The 21699-nt window shown below is 66.4% G+C and carries 23 protein-coding genes (1 of these 23 running past the window's edge); 17 read left to right on the top strand and 6 right to left on the bottom strand.

The window, feature by feature from the left end; all coding sequences use genetic code 11:
- Positions 1 to 18 precede the first annotated feature (18 nt).
- A complete protein-coding gene (flhD, locus tag ACO2Q9_RS11880; RefSeq protein ID WP_423311564.1) occupies positions 19 to 354 on the bottom strand; it encodes a flagellar transcriptional regulator FlhD in 336 nt (111 codons plus the stop codon).
- Between the two features lie 465 nt (positions 355 to 819).
- On the opposite strand from flhD, the gene ACO2Q9_RS11885 reads away from it, so the two are divergent.
- The 4 genes from ACO2Q9_RS11885 to ACO2Q9_RS11900 all read left to right on the top strand — a co-directional run bounded on the left by ACO2Q9_RS11885 (position 820) and on the right by ACO2Q9_RS11900 (position 4672).
- Positions 820 to 2280, top strand: coding sequence for a flagellin (locus ACO2Q9_RS11885; RefSeq protein WP_423311566.1), 1461 nt, complete (start codon positions 820 to 822; stop codon positions 2278 to 2280).
- A gap of 114 nt (positions 2281 to 2394) precedes the next feature.
- The gene (gene fliD / locus ACO2Q9_RS11890; RefSeq protein WP_423311568.1) at positions 2395 to 3837 is read left to right on the top strand and encodes a flagellar filament capping protein FliD; all 1443 of its coding nucleotides are present in this window, start codon (positions 2395 to 2397) and stop codon (positions 3835 to 3837) included.
- A 117-nt stretch (positions 3838 to 3954) separates the two neighbouring features.
- Positions 3955 to 4380 carry a flagellar export chaperone FliS gene (fliS, locus tag ACO2Q9_RS11895; protein WP_423311570.1) on the top strand — a complete coding sequence of 142 codons (426 nt, stop codon included), beginning with the start codon at positions 3955 to 3957 and terminating at the stop codon, positions 4378 to 4380.
- Positions 4373 to 4672: a flagellar protein FliT gene (locus tag ACO2Q9_RS11900; protein ID WP_423311572.1), complete on the top strand. Its 300-nt coding sequence runs from the start codon at positions 4373 to 4375 to the stop codon at positions 4670 to 4672. The genes fliS and ACO2Q9_RS11900 overlap by 8 nt, the downstream gene beginning before the upstream one ends.
- A 50-nt stretch (positions 4673 to 4722) precedes the next feature.
- Here ACO2Q9_RS11900 and fliE read toward each other — a convergent pair whose 3' ends face one another.
- Entirely contained in the window at positions 4723 to 5025 is a 303-nt protein-coding gene (gene fliE / locus ACO2Q9_RS11905; protein WP_423311574.1) for a flagellar hook-basal body complex protein FliE, read from the bottom strand.
- Between the two features lie 192 nt (positions 5026 to 5217).
- On the opposite strand from fliE, the gene fliF reads away from it, so the two are divergent.
- From fliF to fliR, 13 genes are all read left to right on the top strand, one after another.
- Positions 5218 to 6927 (top strand): flagellar basal-body MS-ring/collar protein FliF, encoded by a 1710-nt coding sequence (gene fliF / locus ACO2Q9_RS11910; protein ID WP_423311576.1) that lies wholly within the window; start codon positions 5218 to 5220, stop codon positions 6925 to 6927.
- A gap of 24 nt (positions 6928 to 6951) precedes the next feature.
- Positions 6952 to 7947, top strand: a complete 996-nt coding sequence (gene fliG, locus ACO2Q9_RS11915) for a flagellar motor switch protein FliG (RefSeq protein ID WP_423311578.1) — start codon at positions 6952 to 6954, stop codon at positions 7945 to 7947.
- A complete protein-coding gene (locus ACO2Q9_RS11920) occupies positions 7934 to 8647 on the top strand; it encodes a FliH/SctL family protein (protein ID WP_423311580.1) in 714 nt (237 codons plus the stop codon). The genes fliG and ACO2Q9_RS11920 overlap by 14 nt, the downstream gene beginning before the upstream one ends.
- 2 nt (positions 8648 to 8649) lie before the next feature.
- Positions 8650 to 10092: a flagellar protein export ATPase FliI gene (gene fliI / locus ACO2Q9_RS11925; RefSeq protein WP_423311582.1), complete on the top strand. Its 1443-nt coding sequence runs from the start codon at positions 8650 to 8652 to the stop codon at positions 10090 to 10092.
- 28 nt (positions 10093 to 10120) lie between these two features.
- On the top strand, positions 10121 to 10585 hold the full coding sequence (fliJ, locus tag ACO2Q9_RS11930; RefSeq protein ID WP_423311584.1) for a flagellar export protein FliJ: 465 nt from the start codon (positions 10121 to 10123) through the stop codon (positions 10583 to 10585).
- A gap of 2 nt (positions 10586 to 10587) precedes the next feature.
- Entirely contained in the window at positions 10588 to 11973 is a 1386-nt protein-coding gene (locus ACO2Q9_RS11935; protein ID WP_423311586.1) for a flagellar hook-length control protein FliK, read from the top strand.
- A gap of 141 nt (positions 11974 to 12114) precedes the next feature.
- Positions 12115 to 12699, top strand: a complete 585-nt coding sequence (locus ACO2Q9_RS11940) for a flagellar basal body-associated FliL family protein (protein ID WP_423311588.1) — start codon at positions 12115 to 12117, stop codon at positions 12697 to 12699.
- Positions 12700 to 12735: 36 nt separating this feature from the next.
- Positions 12736 to 13701, top strand: a complete 966-nt coding sequence (gene fliM / locus ACO2Q9_RS11945; RefSeq protein ID WP_423311590.1) for a flagellar motor switch protein FliM — start codon at positions 12736 to 12738, stop codon at positions 13699 to 13701.
- The gene (gene fliN / locus ACO2Q9_RS11950) at positions 13691 to 14044 is read left to right on the top strand and encodes a flagellar motor switch protein FliN (protein ID WP_423311592.1); all 354 of its coding nucleotides are present in this window, start codon (positions 13691 to 13693) and stop codon (positions 14042 to 14044) included. The genes fliM and fliN overlap by 11 nt, the downstream gene beginning before the upstream one ends.
- A 35-nt stretch (positions 14045 to 14079) precedes the next feature.
- Entirely contained in the window at positions 14080 to 14442 is a 363-nt protein-coding gene (locus ACO2Q9_RS11955) for a FliO/MopB family protein (RefSeq protein WP_423311594.1), read from the top strand.
- A 46-nt stretch (positions 14443 to 14488) separates the two neighbouring features.
- The gene (fliP, locus tag ACO2Q9_RS11960; RefSeq protein ID WP_423312472.1) at positions 14489 to 15217 is read left to right on the top strand and encodes a flagellar type III secretion system pore protein FliP; all 729 of its coding nucleotides are present in this window, start codon (positions 14489 to 14491) and stop codon (positions 15215 to 15217) included.
- 10 nt (positions 15218 to 15227) lie between these two features.
- Positions 15228 to 15497 (top strand): flagellar biosynthesis protein FliQ, encoded by a 270-nt coding sequence (gene fliQ / locus ACO2Q9_RS11965; RefSeq protein ID WP_423311596.1) that lies wholly within the window; start codon positions 15228 to 15230, stop codon positions 15495 to 15497.
- 18 nt (positions 15498 to 15515) lie between these two features.
- Complete coding sequence (gene fliR, locus ACO2Q9_RS11970) at positions 15516 to 16283, top strand: flagellar biosynthetic protein FliR (protein ID WP_423311598.1); 768 nt, start codon at positions 15516 to 15518, stop codon at positions 16281 to 16283.
- A gap of 29 nt (positions 16284 to 16312) precedes the next feature.
- Here the strand turns inward: fliR and ACO2Q9_RS11975 are convergent, their stop codons facing one another.
- From ACO2Q9_RS11975 to ACO2Q9_RS11990, 4 genes are all read right to left on the bottom strand, one after another.
- On the bottom strand, positions 16313 to 18340 hold the full coding sequence (locus tag ACO2Q9_RS11975) for a spermidine synthase (protein ID WP_423311600.1): 2028 nt from the start codon (positions 18338 to 18340) through the stop codon (positions 16313 to 16315).
- Between the two features lie 80 nt (positions 18341 to 18420).
- Complete coding sequence (locus tag ACO2Q9_RS11980; protein ID WP_423311602.1) at positions 18421 to 19053, bottom strand: response regulator; 633 nt, start codon at positions 19051 to 19053, stop codon at positions 18421 to 18423.
- Positions 19050 to 20168: an ATP-binding protein gene (locus tag ACO2Q9_RS11985; RefSeq protein WP_423311604.1), complete on the bottom strand. Its 1119-nt coding sequence runs from the start codon at positions 20166 to 20168 to the stop codon at positions 19050 to 19052. Before ACO2Q9_RS11985 ends, ACO2Q9_RS11980 begins: the two co-directional genes overlap by 4 nt.
- Before the next feature lie 58 nt (positions 20169 to 20226).
- Positions 20227 to 21699: the 3' portion of a phospholipase D family protein gene (locus tag ACO2Q9_RS11990; RefSeq protein WP_423311606.1), read on the bottom strand. It continues 174 nt past the right edge of the window; only the last 1473 of its 1647 coding nucleotides appear in the window; its start codon lies beyond the right edge, outside the window; its stop codon occupies positions 20227 to 20229.

Consider the following 21699-nt stretch of genomic DNA (forward strand, 5'->3'; position numbering starts at 1 on the left):
CGGCTCCTGAGTGGTGGCTTACAGCGCTTCGGCGAACTGGCCGGACATCAGGATGCTGGCGTGCAGGCGCGAGGTGGTTTCGTTGACCGGGCGCGTGGCGCCTTGCTGGCTGTGGCTGGTGAGCAGGTTCCAGACCATGTCGTCGCTCACGCGGAAGCGGCACAGCAGGATGTTGTTGGCGGCCAGCTTCATGATCTGCGCCGGCGAGAGGGTTTCGAGCAGGCTGGCCGCTTCTTCCGACAGGCCCAGGCGGAACAGGGCTTCTGCACGGTCCTTGCGGATCAGGGTCTGGGCCAGCATGAGGTAGGTCAGGTTGGCTTCACGGATTTCGGAAAGGATCTGGTCACTGTTCATGTGTATTCCCCTTGTGGACACGCATTCAATCGATGGATTAATTGTGTCAATCCGCGTCAATTCGCTGAATTGGTGAATGGATGTAACTTGAGTCTCGTTTTTTCCAGACCTTTGTAGGAGTTATTCCTACAAGACCGGGACAAAGCGGCGGGGACGGGCCCCGCTCCATGACATAAGTCACGGAATCGGGGCCGCAGCGGCCAGGCGGTGTGTCGGCAGCACCCGGCGGAACTTGAGGCCGGGACGGCAAATAAATAAATTGGAAAAAATTTCGGGCAGGGCCTCAAGTTGTGGCATGGGGCAGCCGAAAAACAGTGCAACGGGTTCCGGTCGGGACCTGTTGTCCGGTAAAGCTGGCATGCGGGCGGGAAGGCTCGCTGACGTGCCACCGGTCATGGTGCCAGCCGAAAGGCTGGCGTTGAGATTGGCAGCAATGCCGGATTGAACAGCTTTAAGGAGCTAAACATGCCCTCTATCATCAATACGAACGTCAACTCGTTGACGGCACAACGTAACCTGACGGCCAACCAGTCGTCGCTGGCTACTTCCATTTCCCGCCTGTCCTCTGGCCTGCGCATCAACAGCGCCAAGGACGACGCCGCCGGTCTCGCGATCGCCGAGCGTTTCACCTCGCAGATCCGCGGCCTGAACCAGGCATCGCGCAATGCCAACGACGGCATCTCGCTGGCGCAAACCGCTGAAGGCGCCCTGGGCTCCGCCAGCACCATCCTGCAACGTGTCCGTGAACTGGCTGTGCAATCCGCCAACGCGACGAACTCCGCCAGCGACCGCAAGGCGCTGCAGCAGGAAGTCGGCCAACTGCTGTCCGAGCTGGACCGTATCGCCGTGTCGACCGAGTTCAACGGCCAGAAGCTGCTGGACGGTTCCTTCGGTTCCGCCACGTTCCAGGTCGGCGCCAACGCCAACCAGACCATCACCGCAACGACCAGCAACTTCCGCACGACCACGTACGGTTCGCAGATGGTCGAGTCGGCGCAAGTGGTCGCTGCTGCCACCGCCACGTCGCTGGCAGGCACCGTGATCATCAACGGCCTGCAGTCGCGCACCGTGACGCTGGTCGCTGCCGATACGGCCGCGACCGCCGCTGCCGCGATCAACTCGCAGACCGAAGCCACCGGCGTGTCGGCCATTGCCCGCAACGTGTCGCAACTGACCTTCGCCGGCACGGGTGCTTTCGCCCTGGCGCTGACCGGCTCCAACACGACGGCTGCCAACGTCACGTTCAACGTGTCCGCCGTCGGCACGGCTGCCGGCCTGGCCGAAGCCGTGAAGGCCATCAACGACGTGGCATCGCAAACCGGTGTCACCGCCAAGCTGAACAGCGCCAACAGCGGCATCGTGCTGACCAGCGAAAGCGGCTCCGACATCACCGTCGCCAACGGCGCCACCTCGGCCGCCGGCATCACGCTGGCTGCGCAGAACGCGCCCACCACGCTGTCCAGCGGCACGCTGACCTTCGGCGCCTCGCAAGCTGCTGCTGCAGGTGCGCAGGCCGTGACCCGCGGCACGCTCGAGTTCACGTCCGAAAAGGGCTACACCGTTGCCGGTACTTCCGCGCTGGCAACCGGTGGCCTCACCGCCACGCTGCAAGCCGTGAACACCATCGACGTCACGACGGTCGACGAAGCCACCATCACGCTGAAGATCGTGGACGCGGCGCTCGCCATCGTCAACGGCCAGCGTGCTGCCTTCGGTGCCCTGCAGTCGCGTTTCGAAACGACGGTGTCCAACCTGGCCATCTCGTCCGAAAACCTGACGGCAGCCCGTTCGCGCATCCAGGACGCCGACTTCGCGGCTGAAACCGCCAACCTGTCGCGTGCACAGATCCTGCAACAAGCCGGTACGGCGATGGTGGCGCAAGCCAACTCGATCCCGCAATCGGTGCTGACGCTGCTGCAAGGCTAAGAACAGCCTAAGCGCTGAACAGGGGCCTGTTCGCAGGCCACTTGTGCCCTTCAAAGGCAGGCGGCAGCGGGACAATTCCCGCTGCCGCCTTTTTCTTTGCGCGCAGGAGTCCTCATGGCCACCATCTCATCCATCGGCCTCGGCAGCGGTCTCGAGGTCGAGAGCATCATCACCAAGCTGGTCGAGCTGGAGAAAGCGCCGCTCACGCAGCTGGAGGCCAAGGCCGCGCTGATCACCACGCGCATCTCCACCTACAGCCAGATCAAGTCGCTGGCGTCCACGCTCTCGGACACCGCGCTCAAGCTTTCCCTTTCCACCAACTGGAAGGCCGTGGCCGCTTCTTCGTCGGACCCCTCGGCCGTGTCCGTGACCGGCAGCGGCACCAGCACGCCGGTGGCCAGCGCCTTCAGCATCCAGGTGCAGCAACTGGCCAAGGCCCAGTCCACCTCGACGGAAAGCTTTCCGTCCGCCTCGGGCGTCGGGTTCGGCACGCTGGACATCCAGCTCGGCGAATGGAATGCCGGCTCGTTCACGGCCGGTGCGGGTTCGGCCATCTCCGTCGCGGTCGCCGCGACCGACACGCCCGCGCAGATCGCCGCCAAGATCAACGCAGCCGGTGCGGGCGTCACCGCCACCGTGCTGACCGACTCCACCGGCCAGCGCCTGCTGGTGCGTTCGTCCGCCACCGGCGAGGCGTCGGGTTTCCGCATCCAGGCCGTGAACGACGGCGACACGATGCCCGATACGTCGGGCACGGGCCTCTCGCGCCTGGCGTTCGACCCCGAGGCCGGCACTTTCGGCATGGCGACCAACACCGTGCAGTACGGCCAGGACGCGCAGGCCACGATCAACAGCGTGCCCATCACCTCGGCCAGCAACACCTTCACCGACGTCATTCCCGGCCTGAGCTTCACGGCGACCAAGGAAACCACCACCGCCGTGGAAGTGTCGATCACCTCGGACACGGCGACGATGAAGAAGTCCGTGCAGGACTTCGTCACCGCCTACAACGCGTTCGTCTCCTTCATCTCCGAAGCCACCAAGTACAACGCCGGCGCGGAAGAAGCCGGACTGCTGCAGGGCGACTCGGCCGCCATCAGCATGCAGAACGCCCTGCGCGCCCTGGTCGGTGCGACCGCCTCGGGCGGCGCGTTCCAGCGCCTGTCGGACATCGGCGTCTCGGTGCAGCAGGACGGCTCGCTCGCCATCGACGACAGCAAGCTCACCAATGCCATGAAGGACCTGGACAGCGTGCGCAACCTGTTCACCGGCGACGCGACCGAAGACGACACGTCGGATGGTTTCGGCGTGCGCCTGAAGAGCCTCATGAGCGGGCTGCTGGCCACGAATGGCACGATCAACAACCGCACGGAAGGCCTGAAGTCCGAGGAAAAGCAGAACACCAAGGACCAGGACAAGGTCAACGACCGGGCCGAGCGGGTGGAAACCCGCCTGCGCCGCCAGTACACCGCGCTGGACGCCCAGATGGCACAGCTGAACGCGCTGAACACCTACATCGAGCAGCAGGTGGCGCAGTGGAACAAGTCCACGAAGTGAGCACATGAGGCCGTCCGCCAAATAGTTGCGGACCGGCCCTTCTTTCGACGTTTCCTCCCTTGATTTCCGGCACCGGATGCCGATAAAACATGCATAAGTTCGAGAGGAAGTCGCCCGATGTTTACCCCGGCCAGTGCACGCGCAGCGAGCGCCTATCGCACCCTGAGTGTTCAGGGTGGCGTGGAGGGCGCGACGCCGCATCAGCTGATCGTCCTGCTGTTCGACGGTCTGCTGGCCTCGATCGTCCAGGCGCGGGGTGCGCTGGCGCGCGGTGACATCGCCGGCAAGGGCCGCCTGGTCGGGCGCGCCGTGCGCCTGGTGCAGGAGGGCCTGAAGGACGGCCTGAACGAGGAAGAGGGTGGGGAGCTCGCCGCCAACCTCGGCCGCCTGTATGACTACTGCTCGGACCGCCTGACGTACGCGAACCTGCACAACGACGATGCCGCGCTGGCCGAAGTGGCCGCGCTCATCCAGCCGGTGGCGCAGGCCTGGAAAGAGATGGACGTGAAGTCCGTCCCGGGCCCCGGAGGGCTGCATGCCTGATCACCTGCTGGATTACTACCGCGCCATCGAGGACAGCAGCTACAGGATGCTGCAGGCCGCGCGCGACCGCGACTGGGACGAAATGGTGCGCCACGAAGGCGCCTGCGCCGTGCTGATCGAGCAGTTGCGCTACCGCTCGCAGACCGAGCAGATGGGCACTGTGGAGCGTGAAGAGAAGACGCGCATCATGCAACGCATCCTGCGCAACGACGCCGAAATCCGCCTGCTGGCCGAGCCGTGGCTCGCCCACTTCGAGAACATGATGGACCCCAAACTGCAGGTGATGCATTGAAGGAGATGGCCGCTGCCGGGCCGCTCCCAAGGCGGCCGCGGGGGTCAGTTTCACACCTGCATGTTCATGATGTCGGTATAGGCCTGGACCATCCGGTTGCGCACATGCAGCGCGGCCTGAAAGCTCACCTGGGCCTTCTGCATGGCGATCATCGTTTCTTCGAGGCTGACGTTGGGGTTCTCCAGCTGGACCTGCGTCTGCAGGCGTGACGACTGGTTCTGGGTGTCGCTGACAGACTGAAGCGCACCCTTGAGCGCGCTGGAAAAGCCGGCTTCCTGCGTGCCGCCGGTGGCGCGCGCAGCGGGGCGTGCGCCAATCGGCGACGCGGTCGTGGATGAAATTCGCATGTCCATGGATCGTTCTCCCGAAGAAGGAAGGCGGACTGATCAGGTCCGTGGGGTGAATCGTAGGCAGCCGCGGGCAAGCCATGCCCCGGAAATGGGCTGCAAAAAGGCGCTTTATCAACCTAATGATTTGGCGCCCGCCTCGAATAATCGGTTCCGTGCAGGGAGTGCGTGTTGCCTCCCCGTCTTCACGGAACATCCATGTCAGCCCTCGAAGTCACCGCCGCCGCCGTACCCCAGCCCGCTGCTGCTTCCTCCTGGGGTTCCCGTTTTTCGGGCCTGGACACGGGCCAGCGCGTGAAGCTCGCGGCTGGCGCCGCGTTGCTCGTCGCCCTGGCCGTGGCGGCCATCGTGCTCGGCCGCACGCCCGACTGGCGCGTCCTCTACGCCAATCTGGGTGACAAGGACGGCGGCGCCATCATCGCGCAGTTGTCGCAGATGAATGTGCCCTACAAATATTCCGAAGGCGGCGGTGCCGTCATGGTGCCGTCCGACCGCGTGCACGACGTGCGCCTGCGCCTGGCATCGCAGGGCCTGCCCAAGGGCTCGGTCAATGGCTTCGAGCTGATGGAAGCCAACCGCTTCGGCATGACGCAGTTCCAGGAAAAGGTCACCTTCCAGCGTGCGCTCGAAGGCGAACTCACGCGCTCCATCCAGGCGGTGTCGTCGGTGCAGAACGCGCGGGTGCACCTGGCGCTGCCCAACCAGAACGGCTTCTTCCGTGAACAGCAGAAACCCACGGCTTCGGTGCTGGTAAGCCTGTACCCCGGCCGCACGCTCGACCGCGCGCAGCTCGCAGGCATCGTGCACCTGGTCGCGTCCAGCGTGCCGGAGATGTCGCCGTCTGCGGTGAGCGTGGTGGACGACACGGGCAAGCTCCTTTCCAACTCGCCTGACGCCGCGAACGGCAACGGTGCCGATGCGCAGCAACTGCAATATGTGCAGCAGCTCGAGCAGCAGTACACGCGCCGCATCCTGGACATCCTCGAGCCCGTGGTGGGTCGTGACAACGTGAAGGCGCAGGTCACGGCCGACGTCGACTTTTCGCAGAGCGAGTCCACCACGGAACAGCACAAGCCCAACCTCACGCCGACCGACAGCGCCGTGCGGAGCCAGCAGGTCGTCGAATCGCCCGGCGGCGCTGCCGGCGGCGCGGCTGCAGCCAGCGGCGTTCCGGGTGCGACGTCCAACCAGCCTCCGGGCCAGTCGTCCGCCCCGATCAACGGCCAGGCGCAGCCGCTGCAGACCGCAGGCGGTGCGGGTGGTGCAGGCGCTGCGGCGGGTGCTGCAGCCGGGGGTCGCCGCGAGACCATCACCAATTACGAAGTGGACAAGACCACGCGCGTCGTGCGCGCCGGCAGTGGCACCGTCCGCCGCATCAACGCCGCCGTGGTGGTGAACTACCAGAAGAACACCGACGCCGAAGGCAAGGTCACCTCGGCTGCGCTGCCTGCGGAGAAGGTGGAACAGATGACAGCGCTGGTCCGCGAGTCCATCGGCTTCAACAAGGACCGTGGCGACTCCGTCAACCTGATGAACGCGCCCTTCCAGAACGAAGCGACGCCTGCGCCCGAAGTGCCTTTCTACAAGCGCCCCGAATTGCTGGATCTGCTGCGCAGCTTCGCCTGGCCGGTGGGCCTGGTCGCCATGGCCGTCATCGTGCTCATGGGCTTCGTGCGCCCGGGCCTGAAGGCGCTGGCCGCCAGCCGCCCCGCGCCGCCGGTGGGCACGCAGCTGAGCGCCGTGCTGTCCGAAGCGCCGGTGCGGCCGGCCCTGCTGTCGCCCGAGCAGGCGGCGCAGGTGGCGCAGGAGCAGATGCGCATCGAAGACGCGCGCCAGCTGGCCCGCCAGAACCCGGCGGCCGTGGCCAACATCGTGAAGAACTGGGTGCACGGCGACGCGCCGGCCTGATGAACGCGCCCGCAGGACAAGACCATGGATGAACAGGGACTCACCGACGCCGCGATCCTGCTGATGTCGCTGGGCGAGGAAGATGCAGCGCTGATCCTGCGCCATCTTTCGCCCAAGGAAGTGCAGAAGCTGGGCGAGACGATTGCCTCCACGCGTTCCGTGTCGCGCGAGCGGCTGGACGAAGTGATCATGCGCTTTGCCGGTTCCACCTCGGGCCAGAGCCTGTTCCGTTCGGACACCGGCGAATACGTTCGCGGTGTGCTGCAGCGCGCACTGGGCAACGACAAGGCGTCGATGCTGATCGAGCGCATCCTGGACGACGACTCGCTGACCGGCATCGAGAACCTCAAGTGGATGGAGCCGATGTCCGTGGCCGAGATGCTGCGCTCGGAACATCCGCAGATCGTCGCGGCCATCCTCGTGCATCTCGACCCGGACCAGGCTGCCGACGTGGCGCGCCTGTTGCCGGACGCAATGCGCAACGAAGTGATGTACCGCATCGCCACGCTGGAGGGCATCCAGCCCGCGGCGCTGGAAGACCTGAACGAAGTGCTGCACCGCCTGATGGCCGGCGGTGAGAAGCCGATCAAGGCCTCGATGGGCGGCGCCAAGACGGCGGCCGACATGCTCAACCTGCTGGGCGGCGGCATGGACACCAAGGTCATCGAAGCGGTGCGCATGCAGAACGAAGACCTGGCCCAGGAAATCATGGACATGATGTTCATCTTCGACGACCTGCTGAAGCTGGACGACAAGGCCATCCAGTCGCTGCTCAAGGAAGTGGCGTCCGAGACGCTCATCATCGCGCTCAAGGGCGCGGCGCCGCCGCTGCGCGAGAAGTTCCTGGGCAACATGTCCTCGCGCGCTGCCGATTCGCTGCGCGAAGACCTCGAGTCGCGCGGTCCGATGCGCCTGACCGAGGTCGAGGCGCAGCAGAAGGAAATCCTGAAGACCCTGCGTCGCCTGGCCGACGAAGGCCAGGTCGTGCTGGGTGGCGGCGGTGGCGGTGACCTCGTCTAAGTCGCGTCCCGGCGGGCGCTTCATCCCCCGCGAGGAACTCGGCGAAGTGACCGAGTGGCGCTTCGGCGCCGTCGGCGAGGGCAGCGATTCCGGTGAGCCGGTGCACGGCATCGGCAACGATGAGGAATACCGCATCGCGCACGAGGAAGGCTATGCCGAAGGCTACGACGTCGGCCGCCTGCTCGGCCAGCGCGAAGGCCAGCAGAAGCTGGACGATTACATCCGCAACCAGGGCCGCAGCATCGCGCAGCGCATGACGCAACTGGTCGAGGGCGCGCAGCGCGGCCTCGCGCAGAACGAACAACAGACGGCGCAGGGCGTGCTCGAACTCGCCTGCGAAATCGCGCGTCAGATCGTCCGGCACGAGCTCTCCATCAACCCGAATGCCTTGCTGCCCGTGGTGCGCGAGGCATTGGGCGTGCTGATGGCCGACAGCAAGACAGCGTCGGTGCGCTTGCATCCGAAAGACCTCGAAGTGCTGGATGTGCCGTTGCGCCAGGAGTTCGGCTCCGCCGGCGTGAACTGGGTGGCCGACCCGTCGCTCAAGCCGGGCAACTGCCTCGTGGAAGCCACCGGCACCACCGTCGACGGCACGCTCGAGAAACGCTGGCTGCGCGCGGTGTCGAGCCTGGGGCTGGACATGCCGTGGGACGACAACTACGGTGATCGCGACGACGTCCAACCCGAGGACGGCCCCTGACCATGGACCTCGATGCCGTCGACTACACCGACCTCACGCCGGGCGCCGACCCGGCGTCGTGGGCGCAATTCCTGCAGGACGCGCGTGCGCGGCTGCACGACGACATCCCCCTCGAAGTGCGTGGCACGCTCACGCGGCTGACGGGTCTCGTGCTCGAAGCCTCGGGCATCCGCGTGCCCGTGGGTTCTCAATGCTCCGTGACGCAAAGCGGCCAGTCGCCGGTGCTCGCCGAAGTGGTGGGCTTTTCTTCCGATCGCGCCTACCTCATGCCCGCGGGCGACGTGCATGGCCTGTCGAGTGGCGCGAGCGTCGTGCCCGCCACGCCGCGCCTGCCCGTGCCCACGCTGGGCGAAGCCGATCCCCCGGGGCTGGCCTCGCGCGTCGGCGTGCTGCGCCTGCCGCTGGGCAACGGCCTGCTGGGTCGCGTGGTCGACTCGCACGGCGTTCCGCTGGACCACGATGGCCCGCTCACCGATGTGGTGGCCGAGCCGCTGGACCGCGCCCCCATCAATGCCATGGAGCGCGCGCCGGTGCGTGAAGTGCTGGACACCGGCGTGCGCGCCATCAATTCATTGCTGACCGTCGGACGCGGCCAGCGCATCGGCCTGTTCGCGGGGTCGGGCGTGGGCAAGAGCGTGCTGCTGGGCATGATGGCCCGCTACACGCGCGCCGACGTCATCGTGGTCGGCCTGATCGGCGAACGCGGCCGCGAGGTGAAGGAATTCGTCGAGGACATCCTGGGCGAGGACGGGCGCGAGCGTTCGGTCGTCGTCGCAGCGCCGGCCGATGCGCCGCCGCTGCTGCGCCTGCAGGGTGCGGCATATGCCACGGCCGTGGCCGAGTACTTCCGCGACAAGGGCCAGCACGTGCTGCTGCTGATGGATTCGCTCACGCGCTATGCCATGGCGCAGCGCGAGATCGCGCTGGCCATCGGCGAGCCGCCGGCCACCAAGGGTTATCCGCCATCGGTCTTCGCGAAGCTGCCACAACTTGTGGAGCGCAGCGGCAACGGCCTGAACGGCGTGGGTTCGATCACCGCCATCTACACCGTGCTCTCCGAGGGCGACGACCAGCAGGATCCGATCGCCGACGCGGCGCGCGCCATTCTGGACGGCCACATCGTGCTGTCGCGCGCGCTGGCAGAAGAGGCGCATTTTCCCGCCATCGACATCGAGCAGTCGGCCTCGCGCGTGATGCACAACGTGGTGTCGCGCGGCCAGTTCGAGATGGCGCGGCGCTTCCGCACCATCTATTCGCGTTACCAGAAGAGCCGCGATCTCGTGCGCGTGGGTGCCTACGTGGCGGGCTCGGACCCGGCGCTGGACCAGGCGATCCACCTGCAGCCTTCGATGCGTTCGTTCCTGCAGCAGGACATGCGCGAATCGTCCACGCTCGCGCAGAGCATGGACGACATGATGAACCTGCTCACGGCCGACGAAGGCTGAAGCCAGACAACGGAATGAAAGGACCTGCATGTCGACCCAGAATGGACTGAACGCCGCGATCGGCGTGGCCACGCGGCAACGCGACGAGGCCGTCCAGGCGCTTGCGCTCGCACGCCAGTCATGGGTGGCCATGCAGATGCAGCTGGACCAGCTGCAGACCTATGCGCAGGACACCGATGCGCGCTGGAGCCCCGCGGCCGGCCGCGTTTCCACGCCCGAGTTCATGCGCCATCACTACCAGTTCATGCAGCGCCTGGACCAGGCCATCCGCATGCAGGTCGGCGTGGTGGACGCGCATGCCCGCCAGGTGGAAGAACGCGCCGTCACGCTGCGCGAAGCCGAGGCGCGGCTGGACAGCCTGCAACAGATCCTGAAGAGCCGCGCACGCGAACAGCAGGTCGTCGAGCGCCGCAGGGAGCAGAAGCAAGTGGACGAAATCGCCGCGCTGCAATACCGCAGGAACGCGCGCGGACAACTCGCAGGGGGGCTTTGATCATGGCAGTCGAACAGGCACGCGCGACCGACGCGGTTTCCATCCTCCAGCCCACGGCCAGGCCGCGCGGCGCTGCGCGGGAAGGCGAAGGCAACAGCTTCCAGGAGATGCTGGGCAGCAGGATGGACGAAGGTGCAGATGCGGGCGATGCCGCCGTCCAGGCCGCTGACGCGGACGCGGGTGACGGCGTGAACGGCACGAAGGCAAAGCGCGACAGCAAGACGAAGACGGCCAGCGATGCAAGCGCGACCGATGCGGCGAACGCCGTGCCCGCCGATCCGTCGTCCGGGCCAGCGACGGATGCGGATGCCTCCCGTGATGCGGCCACCGGACAGGCTGCGGATGCAGCGACTGCCGATGCGTCCGCCACAGGTGCAGATGCGGCATCCGGCGTGGATGTCATCACCGGCACGGACGGCAAGTCCACGCTGGCGACGGCGTTCGGCGCGGGCGGCGTGGTGGGCTCATCCGGTTTTGCCGCAGGCAAGGCCAGTGGTCTGACGACGGCGGGCAACGGTGTTGCCAGCGCCGCCACGCTGGCGGCGGACGCGACCCAGGCCGCACGCGCCAACGCACAGGCGGCGCTGCAAGCCTCGCAGGCCCGCATGCAAGGCCAGGCTCAGGTGCAGGGGCACAACCAGCAGGCGGCCTTCAATTCGCAGATCGCCCAGTCGGAAACGGCCCAGGCAGCGCAGGACGCCGGCCAGGCCCGCATGACGGCGGTCGACGCTGCTGCGCAGATGCTCGCGCAGGACGCTGCGGCCCAGACGATGGGCATGGCGACCACCACGGAATTCAGCAGCTTGCGCCGCTTCGAACGGCTGGGCGAAGGCGGGTACAGCGCGCTCGGTGCAGCGGCTGCCGCCGGCACCGGTGCGGCCGACAGTGCCATGAGCCGCCACGCGCTCACCGCGGACGCCGCCATGCCCGTGGCCACTGCGAACATCGACGCCGGCGGCGCCAGCATGGAAGACCGCATGGCCGCGCAGGTCACCTACTGGCTGTCGCAGAAGACACAGAACGCCGAGCTGTCGCTGGACCTCCACGAAGGCCAGCAGGTGCAGGTGAGCGTTTCCATGACGGGCAACGAGGCGCACGTCGCCTTCCGCGCCGGCCATGGCGCGACGCGCGAGCTGCTGGGCAGTGCGCTGCCGCAACTGCGCGAACTGCTGGGCAACGAAGGCGTGGTGCTGTCCGGCGTCACTGTCGATTCATTCAGTGCCCAGGGCCAGAACGCCGGCCAGGGGTACGGCAACGACGGCGGCGGCGGCCCGGGAACGGGGGAGCGTGGCCGCAGCGGCCGCGTGGAAATCCCGGTGGCCCAGCCTGCGCGGCCGTCGGCATTGATCGGCGGCAGCGCCGGGCGATCGGTGGACCTGTACGTTTGATGTGGGGCAAACTGGCGAAAGACGGGCTTTTCCGCCTTTATTCGGGCGCTAAAGTTTTTGCCTTCCCCGAATAATGGGCGCACGGGGTCAGGCGCCGTGCCACTAGCGGATGCGCCCTTACCCTCGTGAAAGGTCCCCACCGTGTCTGATGCCACCACTGAAGAAAAACCGAAGAAGGGCGGAAGCAAAGTCGTCCTGATCGGCGTGCTCGCGGCCGTCATCGGCGCAGCAGCCGCCGGCGGGGGCTGGTATTTCCTGGGTCGCAAACCGGCCACCGCCGAAGAACACGTCGCCAAGCCGGAACCGGCGAAGGCGCCGACCTACATGGCCATGGAAACCATGGTGGTCAACCTGGCCGACCCGGGCGGCGAACGTTTCGCCCAGTTGGGCATCACCGTCGAGCTGTCCGATGAAAAGGCGGCGGACAAGATCAAGAGTTTCCTTCCTTCCATCCGCAGCGCCATCCTGCTGCTGGTGTCGCAGCGCACGTCGGAAGAGCTGCTCACGCGTCCCGGCAAGGAAAAGCTCGCACGCGACATCGCCGGCGAAGTCGGCCGTCCGCTGGGCTTCATCCCGCCGGAGCCGGTGAAGGAAGCGCCGAGGGAAGCTGCCAAGGAAGGTGCCACCGACGAGGTGCCGATGAAGAAGGCCGTCGCCAGGGAAGCGGCGAAGGACGAGGCCAACCCCGTACGCGGCGTGTTGTTCTCCAGTTTCATCATCCAGTAATCCATCGACGGACGCCAACTACCGACGTTACCCGGCATGAGCGAAGCGCAAGAAGCCCCCCAACAAGCTGCCGAAGAAGCCGCTTCCCCGCCCGCACCTGCGGCGGCCGGTGGCATGCAGCGCTACGACCTGGTCAGCAAGGAGCGTGTGGTCTCGGACCGCATGCCCACGATGGACATCGTCAACGAGCGCTTCGCCCGTTATTTCCAGTCGGGCCTGTTCACCATGCTGCGTCGTCATGCCGATGTGAAGGCCGGGGCGGTGAGCGTGCAGCGCCACAGCGAGTTCATGGGCTCGCTGGAGCATCCGACGCACCTGAACATCATCACGCTCAATCCGTTGCGCGGCCATGGCCTCGTGACTTGCGGCATGCCGCTGCTGTTCGGCATGGTCGAAGGCCTGTACGGCGGCCCGGGCATCCTGCGGGGTGACCTGGAAGCGCGTGAACTCTCGGCCACCGAACAACGCGTGCTCTCGCGGCTGCTGAAGGTGGCGTGCGAGGAATACAAGCGTGCCTGGAAGGGCATCCACGAATTCGAACCGGCCTTCGTGCGGTCCGAGACGCTGCCGCAGTTCGCGGCCGTATGCGGTCCGCTGGAGATCGTGGTGGTGACGTCATTCGAGATCGCCGTGGGCGAGCTCACCGGCACGATCCACATCGCCATGCCCTACACCGCGCTCGAGCCGATGCGCGACCTGCTGTACGCATCGCCGCTGGGCGACGTGGAGGCGATCGACCGCCGCTGGGTGTCGCGCCTCACGCGCGAGATCCAGTCCGCCGAGATCACGCTGTCCGCGCAGCTGGCGACAGCGGATGTCACCATCGAGCAGCTGCTGACCATGCAGCCGGGCGATTTCATCGAGCTGGACCGCGAGCCGCGCATCGAAGCCAGCGTGGACGGCGTTCCCCTATTCAAGTGCCTGTACGGCACGCACAACGGAAAGTACGCGATCCGTGTCGACGAGTGCTTGGGCGCTCCTGGAGAAAACCATGGCGAATGAACAATCTTCCCAGGCCGGCTGGGCCCAGCCGCTCGACGGCCAGGAGCCCGGCGGTGCCGCGCCGGCCAATGCGCCGCTGCAGGACATCCAGCGCGTGCTGGACATCCCGGTGCAACTCTCGGTCGAACTGGGCCGCAAGAAGGTGCCGATCAAGTACATCCTGCAACTGGCCGAAGGCTCGGTGGTCGAACTCGACGCGCTGGCCGGTGAGCCGATGGACGTGCTGGTCAACGGCTATCTGATCGCCCAGGGCGAAGTGGTGGTGGTGAATGACAAGTTCGGCATCCGCCTGACCGACGTGGTGACGCCGTCCGAGCGCCTGCGTCGCGTGAACAACGGCTGATCTTTTTCCCTCCCCCCTTTTTTATGAACGGCTCCATGGCGCAGTCGCTGTTTCTCATCGTCGTTTTCATCGGCGTGCTGGCACTTTTTCCGGTGGCGTTGCGCTGGCTGCAGCGCAAGCAGGCCGGCGTGACGGGTGCCGTGCCGGCATCGGCGAAGCTGGTGTCGGCCATCGCGGTCGGTCCGCAGCAACGCGTGGTGACCGTGGAAGTCGGTCCGGAGAATGCACGCACCTGGCTCGTGCTGGGTGTGACCGGCCAGGGCATCAGCTGCCTGCACAGCATTCCGGTGGCGGCGGGCGCCGCCGCTGCGCCCACGGCCACATCGCCGGCAACCGCGCCGGCAACCACGCCGCAAGAGCCCGTCTTCGTGCTGCCTGAAGGGACGCCGCGTGCCTGACCTGCGTCGCTTGCTGAAAGTGGTGTCCGCCCTGGCCGTGCCGGCCATGGCGCTGGCCTTGCTGCCGTCGCATGTGTGGGCGCAGGCTGCGCCGGGCGCCGGCGGCCAGCTGCCGCTGATCATCTCCAACAGCCCGTCGGGCACCAGCTATTCGGTGCCGATCCAGACGCTGCTGTTCTTCACCGCGCTGTCCTTCCTGCCGGCCGTGCTGCTGATGATGACGGGCTTCACTCGCATCGTCATCGTGCTGTCGCTGCTGCGCCAGGCGCTGGGCACGCAGTCCGCGCCGCCCAACCAGGTGATCATCGGCCTGTCGTTGTTCCTCACCTTCTTCGTGATGGGCCCGACGCTGGACCGCGTGTACCGCGACGCCTACGTGCCCTACACCACCAACGCCGCCAGCTTCGAGCAGGCGATGGAGCGCGCCGAAGCGCCGATGCGCGAGTTCATGCTCAAGCAGACGCGCCAGTCCGACTTCGCGCTGTTCGCCCGACTGGCCAAGCTGGAGCCGACCGTCACCGCGCAGACCGCGCCGATGCGCGTGCTGATCCCCGCGTTCGTGACGAGCGAGCTGAAGTCCGCCTTCCAGATCGGCTTCATGATCTTCATCCCGTTCCTGGTGATCGACATCGTCGTCTCCAGCGTGCTGATGTCGCTGGGCATGATGATGCTGTCGCCCGTGCTGGTGGCGTTGCCGTTCAAGCTCATGCTGTTCGTGCTGGCCGACGGCTGGAACCTGCTGCTCGGTTCGCTGGCCGCCAGCTTCGTCACCTAGGAGCGCCACCATGAACGCACAAATGGTCTTGACCGTCGGGCGCGATGCGCTGGTCATGCTGCTCATGGTGTCGCTGCCCATCCTGCTGGCTGTGCTGGTGGTGGGCCTCGTGGTCAGCATCTTCCAGGCCATCACGCAGATCCACGAGAACACGCTGTCCTTCGTGCCCAAGCTCATCGCGGCCGTGCTGGTGTTCGCCATCGCCGGCCCGTGGATGCTGAGCACGCTGGTGGACTACGTGCGCCGCACGCTGGAATCCATCCCCTCGCTCGTCGCCTGACGGCAACGGGCCGCTGCCGTGATCACCTTCTCCGAATCGCAACTGATGGCGTGGCTGTCGCCGATCATCTGGCCGTTCCTGCGCGTGCTGGCGATGTTCAGCGTGGCCCCGGTGTTCTCGCAGCGCGCGATTCCCATGCGCGCGAAGATCGGGCTGGCGTTCCTGGTGGCCTTGTCGGCGCAGGCCACGCTGGCGAACCAGCCGGTGATCAGCCTCAACGGCCCGCAGGCACTGTCGGCCGTGGTGCAGCAGATCGCCATCGGCGTGGCCATCGGCTTCGCGGTGCGTGTGGTGTTCGCGGTGGTGGAACTCGCGGGCGAACTCATCGGCCTGCAGATGGGTCTGAATTTCGCGGCCTTCTTCGACCCGGGCACGAATGCGCAGAGCAATGCGGTGTCGCGCTTCCTCGGGAATATTTCGGTGCTGATGTTCGTCGTCATCAACGGCCACCTGATGGTGCTGATGGCGGTGATCCGCAGCTTCGAGAGCTTCCCGGCGGACGGCAGCTTCATCGAGGCGATGACCAGGCTGCGCCTGCACGAACTCGGCACCGAGCTCTTTGCGAGTGCGCTGTGGATCGCACTGCCGATGGTGGCGCTGCTGCTGTTCGTCAACCTGGCGTTGGGCATCGTCTCGCGCATTGCGCCACAGATGAACATCTACGCCGTGGGCTTCCCGGTGACGCTGGTCATGGGCATGGTCGGCCTGGTGGCGACGCTGCCGATGATGGAGCAGCCGCTCGTGATGCTGCTCGAGCGCACGATCGACATGTTCGCGACGCGCTGAGCGCCAGTGCGCTGCTGCAACTTCAGGATCTACTTCAGGATTCCCATCAGGTTGGAGAAGCCGTCGGTCCAGGTTCGGAAGCCGGGCCTGGGCACGAGCGGCTCACCGGCCGCAAGCCCTGGCGGCATGCGCGCGGCGCGCCCGGGCCGCATGAGCAGCACCCATGAGGAGTGGCGGCAGAAGACATCCTTGTCGTCGGGTGATATTTCGTAGAGCTTCGCTTGCAATCCCAGGTCCTTCGCCGCTGCGGCCATCACGGGCCGCAGGTCGAGGTAGGTGTTGGTGATGTGCACCGCGAGCATGCCATCGGGCTTGAGGTGCCGCAAGTCGTCGCGCAGGGCCTCGAGCGTGAGCAGGTGCACGGGGATCGAATCGCCGGAAAAGGCGTCCATCACCAGCAGGTCGAAGTCCTGCGGCGGATCGCGCTCGAGCAGAAGGCGGCCATCGCCCAAGGCTTCGGTGATGGTCGCGCGTGTGTCGCCCAGGAAGCTGAATTCGGTGCGCGCGAGATGCATCACCTGCTCGTTGATCTCGTACAGGCGGAGCCGGTCCCCCGCGCGCCCGTAGGCAGCGAGCGTGCCAGCGCCGAGGCCGACGACGCCCATGTGCAGTGGGCCTTCACGCTGCAGCGCACGTACGGCCTGCCCCACGCCCGAGAGCTCGCAATAGTAGGCCGTGGGCTGGTTCTTCATGCCGGGACCGAGGTACTGCTCGCCGTGGCTGATGGCGCCGTGCCGCATCATGCGCACCGGACCGGCCACGTCGTAGTGCGTGTCGACGACGCGCGACTGCCCATAGAAGTTGCGCATGACGGCCCGGTACCCGTGCAGCGCCTCCCATTCGTCGAATGCGAGCCAGGCACCGAAGCCGCAGACCGCCAGCGGCACCAGCACGCGCTGCCAGCGCACGAGTGAAGGCCAGAGCATGCCGGCCGTGAGCGCAGCGCAGAGGAAAAGGCCGATCGAAAGTTCGTATTCGCCACGGAAGAACATCGGCCCCAGCAGGCCGACGAAGATCCCGCCCACCGCGCCGCCGATCGAGAGCATCAGATAGAAGAGCGTGAGGTGCTCCACCGGCGGCTTGCGGCGCACCAGCTCGCCATGGCAGACCATGCAGAACACGAAGAGCGCGAGGCACAGGAGGGCCACCATCGCCGGCACGCCGAGCGCGGTGACGGAAACGAACACCACCACACCCAGCATCACCGGCAGCGCACCGAGGAACAGGGGTCGCACGTAGTAGCGTGGCGCATCGAAGCACAGGATGAAACTGGACAGGTACACGGCCAGTGGCAGCACCCAGAGGAAAGGCACGGGCGCAACGTCCTGCGTCAGGTGGCGCGTGAGCGCGATCAGCAGGATGGAGGGCGTCGCTGCGAGCGCGATCCACAGCAGGCATTGCTGCCATCCGGGCGCGGCGCGTTCCGCGCCTGCTTCGGCCATTCGCGCATCGGCTGCTTTCGGTACGCGGGGCGCAGCATAGGCGGCCGTGCCGACACACGACAACACGAAGACGGCGTAGCCGGCTGACCAGGCCCAGGCCTGCGTTTCCAATGGCCAGACCGGCTCCACGATGAACGGATAGGTCAGCAGCCCGAGCATGGATGCGAGGTTGGAAAGCGCGTAGAGCCGGTAGGTGTGCGCGGCGCCGCTGCCCGTGCGATGCACGAGGCCCCACCATGCCTGCATGAGCGGCCCGGTGGTCGAGAGCATGAGGTAGGGCACGCCGACCGCGCCAGCCAGCACCATCAGAACGCCGAGCTCGGGTTGCTGGCCGAACGCATCGCGCAGCGCAGCGCTGGCGGCCACCGGCAAGGCCAACAGGCTGACGGCCAGCAGCGCGCCATGCACGGCGATCTGCCGGCGTGGGGCCAGCAATCGCGACAGCGCATGCACATAGGCATAACCCAGCAGCAGCTCGAGCTGGAAGAACATCAGGCAGACGCTCCAAACGGAAGACGAGCCGCCGAACCAGGGCAGGATCATCTTCGCCACGATCGGCTGGATCTGGAAAAGCAGGAACGCCGACAGGAAGACCGTCAGTGCGAACAGTGGCATGGCTCAAGTCCCGGGAGGAGGAAATTCGCCCGGTGCGAAAACCGTGGGGGAGGGCGCTGCGAGTGGTGCGCCCTTCACGTTCAGACCAGGTTGTTGCGGATGGCGTAGGCCGTGATCGCCGCGTTGGACGTGAGGTTGAGTTTTTCCATCACGCGCGTGCGGTAGACGCTCACCGTCTTGGGGCTGAGCATGAGCTCTTCGGCGATGTCCGACAGCTTCTTGCCGGAGGCGATCTTCACCAGTGTCTGCAGTTCGCGTTCCGACAGCGCGGCATGCGGCGCGCTTTCCTGCAGCGGGTGATGCAGGCTTTCCACCAGCATCTGCGCCACTTCCGGTGTGACGAACTTGCGGCCCTGCGCCACGGTGCGCGTGGCGTTGATCAGTTCTTCCGGGTTGCCGGCCTTGTTGACGTAGCCCTGCGCGCCCGCACGCAGGCAGCGGATGGCGTACTGGTCTTCCGTGAACATCGACACCACCAGCACCTTGATGCCGGGGTCGGTTTCCTTCAGCGCGGCCAGCACTTCGAGGCCGCTGCGGCCGGGCATGTTCAGGTCGAGCAGCAGCACGTCGCATTGCGCGGTGCGCAGCACTTCGCGCAACTCGGCATAGCCGCCGGCTTCGCCGGTGACGCGGATGTCGGTCGCCTCGGCCAGCGTGTCGCGGATGCCGCGACGCACCACGGCGTGGTCGTCGCACAGAACGACGTGGATCATGCGGCGCCCTTCGCAACGCCGGCCAGCGGAATCTGCACCGGATGCAGCGGCACGGACAGGATGATGGCCGTGCCGATGCCGTCGCGGTTGGAGATGTCGAGCCAGCCGTCCACCATGCGTGCGCGTTCGCTCAGGCCCTTGAGGCCGAAGGCCTTGGGCTTGTCCAGCGCCTCGCGCGGCAGGCCGCGCCCATCGTCGGCAACTTCCAGCGTCAGCACGCCTTCGGCGTCGGACAGGTCGATGGTGACGTTGTTGCACTCGGCGTGCTTGGCGATGTTGGTCAGGGCTTCCTGTGCGGTCCGGTAGGCCACGAGCTGGATGGCGTCCGGCGCACGGATCTTCTCGTGGCTCGACTTGAAGCTGGTGGCGACGCCGGTGCGCTTCTCGAAGTTGCGGGCCAGCCAGTCGATGGCGGTGACCAGGCCCTGGTCGAGGATGGGTGGGCGCAGGTCGAGCACGATGCGCTGGCTCGCGTCGATGGCGTGGCGCAGCATCTCGAGCGCGGTGTTCACATGCTCCTTCGTGCCCGGCTCCTTGCTGTGGCGCGAAATCCATGCGAGGTCGAACTTCACCGCAGCGAGCGCGCCGCCGATCTCGTCGTGCACGTCACGCGCAAGGGAGGTGCGCTCTTCCTCGATGCGCATCTGCAGGTATTCGGACAGCTCGGTCGAGCGGCGAACCGCGTCGGCCAGTTCGGCGTCGGAGCGCTCCTTCGCGTCGCGGCGCTGGCGCGCTTCGATGGCGCTGTGCACCACATGCGCAAGCTTGCCCAGGTTGTCCTTGCGCACGAAGTCGCTCACGCCCTTGCGCAGCGCATCGACCACGTTCTCGTCGCCGATGGCGCTGGACAGCAGCACGAAGGGCGGCACGCGCGGCAACTGGCTGCTTTCGTTCCAGGCTTCCAGCGCGGTGAAGCCGGGCAGGTGGTAGTCGGCCAGCACCACGTCATAGTGGCCGCTTTGCAGGCGGGCCATGAAGTCGGCCATCGTGTCGGTGCGCACGATCCGGAATTCGGTGCCGCTTTCCTTGAGCGCCAGCTGCGCCAGTTCATGATCGTCCGCCGAGTCCTCCAGGTGAAGGATGCGGATGGGACGCGCGGAAGCGGACGAGGGCATAGTGCCGATGATAGGCCAGCCGGGCCCGGGTTGCCGCATCGGATGTGGGCTGTTTGCCTCAGAGCATTTCGTCGGGAGCGAACGGCGAGACCAGCTTCAGCATGATCTGCAGGCCGGTCGATGCGCCAGGCTCGCTCCGCTCGTCTTCCAGGCCGGACTTCGGCGGCGCCCGCCAGAGCAGTTTGCCGTTGCCGTCGAGCGCCATGCGCCAGGCGTCCCGTTCGAGCGTCGGTTCGATCATGTCGCGCGCCGCACGCGAGAGTGAAACGCTGCGTATGAGCAAGGCCACTTCGCTGTTCTGCAACTGCGAGCGCAGGTCCAGGTTCATCGAGCCGACCACGAGGATGCGGTCATCCATGACGATGGTCTTGGCGTGCAGGCTGGCGCGTGAATCCGCGCTGGCACCCAGGCCTGACGAACCGAAAGCCCCGCCGGCCGCCTGCGACTCGGCGCGCATCTCGTACAGCTCCACGCCCATCCTGATGAGGTCATGCCGGTAGCGCGCGTAGCCGACGTGGGCGATCGGGGCGTCATTGGATGCGAGCGAATTGGTCAGCACGCGCACACGCACATTGCGTTTCCGCAGTGCAGCGAACTCTTCCATCATGCGTGGTCCGGGGACGAAGTAGGGCGAGACGATGAGCAGGTCGCCACGTGCCCGCGCCATCAGGCGCAACAGGCCGTCCACCAGCGTGTCCTGCGTTTCTTCGGGCGGGGCTTCCTTGTCGGGGTCGAGCTTGCCGGGCTTGTCGACCAGCATGAGCGCCGGTGCCCAGGTCAGGGCCAGCCGACCGGTGCGGATGCCTTCGTCGATGGTCGATGGCGTGTCCGGCAAAGGCGGTTTGGGCGCGGGCGTCTTGTCCTGCGCGGTGGTGCCTGCCTCGCTACTGACTTCCTTTTTGGGTACGGCGACTTCCGGCACAGGCCCGAGGAGCTTTTCCATCTCGGACTGGCTCAAGAGCGATTCGACGGGATAGGCGAGCTTGTTGTTCCAGTAGGCATCGAAACTGCGTGACAGATCGCCCACGATCGCGCCCGCAGCGAGGATGTCCAGGTCGACGAAGTTGCTATCCTGCCCCTGGCCGAAATAGGCGTCGCCGATGTTGCGCCCGCCCGTGATGGCCAGCGCGCCGTCGGCGATGAACACCTTGTTGTGCATGCGTTGCTGGATCCGGTCGACATCGCCCAGCGAACCCAGGATGCGACCGAGCATCGATCCGCGCATGCCCGGCAGCGGGTTGAACATGCGGATCTCGATGTTGCGGTCGGCCATGAGGCGCAGCACATGCGCGTCGCGACCGCTGGCGTTCAGATCGTCGAGCAGGATGCGCACGCGCACGCCGCGCTGTGCCGCCGCACGCACGCGGGCCAGCAGGGCGTCGGTGCTCGCGTCCTGCTTGATGGCGTAGTACTGCAGGTCGAGCGACTTCTGCGCGGCATCGACCATCGAGATGCGGCTGGTGTAGGCCGAGTCTGCCTGCCCCAGCAACGCAAATCCCGAACCTGATGCGCCCGCAGGCTGACTGGCCAC

Source organism: Variovorax sp. VNK109 (assembly GCF_049445855.1).
Lineage (GTDB): Bacteria > Pseudomonadota > Gammaproteobacteria > Burkholderiales > Burkholderiaceae_C > JAGOCV01.

Excerpts from the sequence above, each read along its gene's own strand:
- ACO2Q9_RS11900 (WP_423311572.1), top strand. The coding sequence starts at position 4,373 with ATGCCTGATCACCTGCTGGATTACTACCGCGCCATCGAGGACAGCAGC.
- fliD (WP_423311568.1), top strand. The coding sequence starts at position 2,395 with ATGGCCACCATCTCATCCATCGGCCTCGGCAGCGGTCTCGAGGTCGAG.
- fliM (WP_423311590.1), top strand. The coding sequence starts at position 12,736 with ATGAGCGAAGCGCAAGAAGCCCCCCAACAAGCTGCCGAAGAAGCCGCT.
- fliI (WP_423311582.1), top strand. The coding sequence starts at position 8,650 with ATGGACCTCGATGCCGTCGACTACACCGACCTCACGCCGGGCGCCGAC.
- fliN (WP_423311592.1), top strand. The coding sequence starts at position 13,691 with ATGGCGAATGAACAATCTTCCCAGGCCGGCTGGGCCCAGCCGCTCGAC.
- fliG (WP_423311578.1), top strand. The coding sequence starts at position 6,952 with ATGGATGAACAGGGACTCACCGACGCCGCGATCCTGCTGATGTCGCTG.
- ACO2Q9_RS11980 (WP_423311602.1), bottom strand. The coding sequence starts at position 19,053 with ATGATCCACGTCGTTCTGTGCGACGACCACGCCGTGGTGCGTCGCGGC.
- fliQ (WP_423311596.1), top strand. The coding sequence starts at position 15,228 with ATGAACGCACAAATGGTCTTGACCGTCGGGCGCGATGCGCTGGTCATG.
- fliP (WP_423312472.1), top strand. The coding sequence starts at position 14,489 with ATGGCGCTGGCCTTGCTGCCGTCGCATGTGTGGGCGCAGGCTGCGCCG.
- ACO2Q9_RS11985 (WP_423311604.1), bottom strand. The coding sequence starts at position 20,168 with ATGCCCTCGTCCGCTTCCGCGCGTCCCATCCGCATCCTTCACCTGGAG.
- fliS (WP_423311570.1), top strand. The coding sequence starts at position 3,955 with ATGTTTACCCCGGCCAGTGCACGCGCAGCGAGCGCCTATCGCACCCTG.
- ACO2Q9_RS11885 (WP_423311566.1), top strand. The coding sequence starts at position 820 with ATGCCCTCTATCATCAATACGAACGTCAACTCGTTGACGGCACAACGT.
- ACO2Q9_RS11975 (WP_423311600.1), bottom strand. The coding sequence starts at position 18,340 with ATGCCACTGTTCGCACTGACGGTCTTCCTGTCGGCGTTCCTGCTTTTC.
- ACO2Q9_RS11955 (WP_423311594.1), top strand. The coding sequence starts at position 14,080 with ATGGCGCAGTCGCTGTTTCTCATCGTCGTTTTCATCGGCGTGCTGGCA.
- ACO2Q9_RS11935 (WP_423311586.1), top strand. The coding sequence starts at position 10,588 with ATGGCAGTCGAACAGGCACGCGCGACCGACGCGGTTTCCATCCTCCAG.
- fliJ (WP_423311584.1), top strand. The coding sequence starts at position 10,121 with ATGTCGACCCAGAATGGACTGAACGCCGCGATCGGCGTGGCCACGCGG.
- flhD (WP_423311564.1), bottom strand. The coding sequence starts at position 354 with ATGAACAGTGACCAGATCCTTTCCGAAATCCGTGAAGCCAACCTGACC.
- fliE (WP_423311574.1), bottom strand. The coding sequence starts at position 5,025 with ATGGACATGCGAATTTCATCCACGACCGCGTCGCCGATTGGCGCACGC.
- fliF (WP_423311576.1), top strand. The coding sequence starts at position 5,218 with ATGTCAGCCCTCGAAGTCACCGCCGCCGCCGTACCCCAGCCCGCTGCT.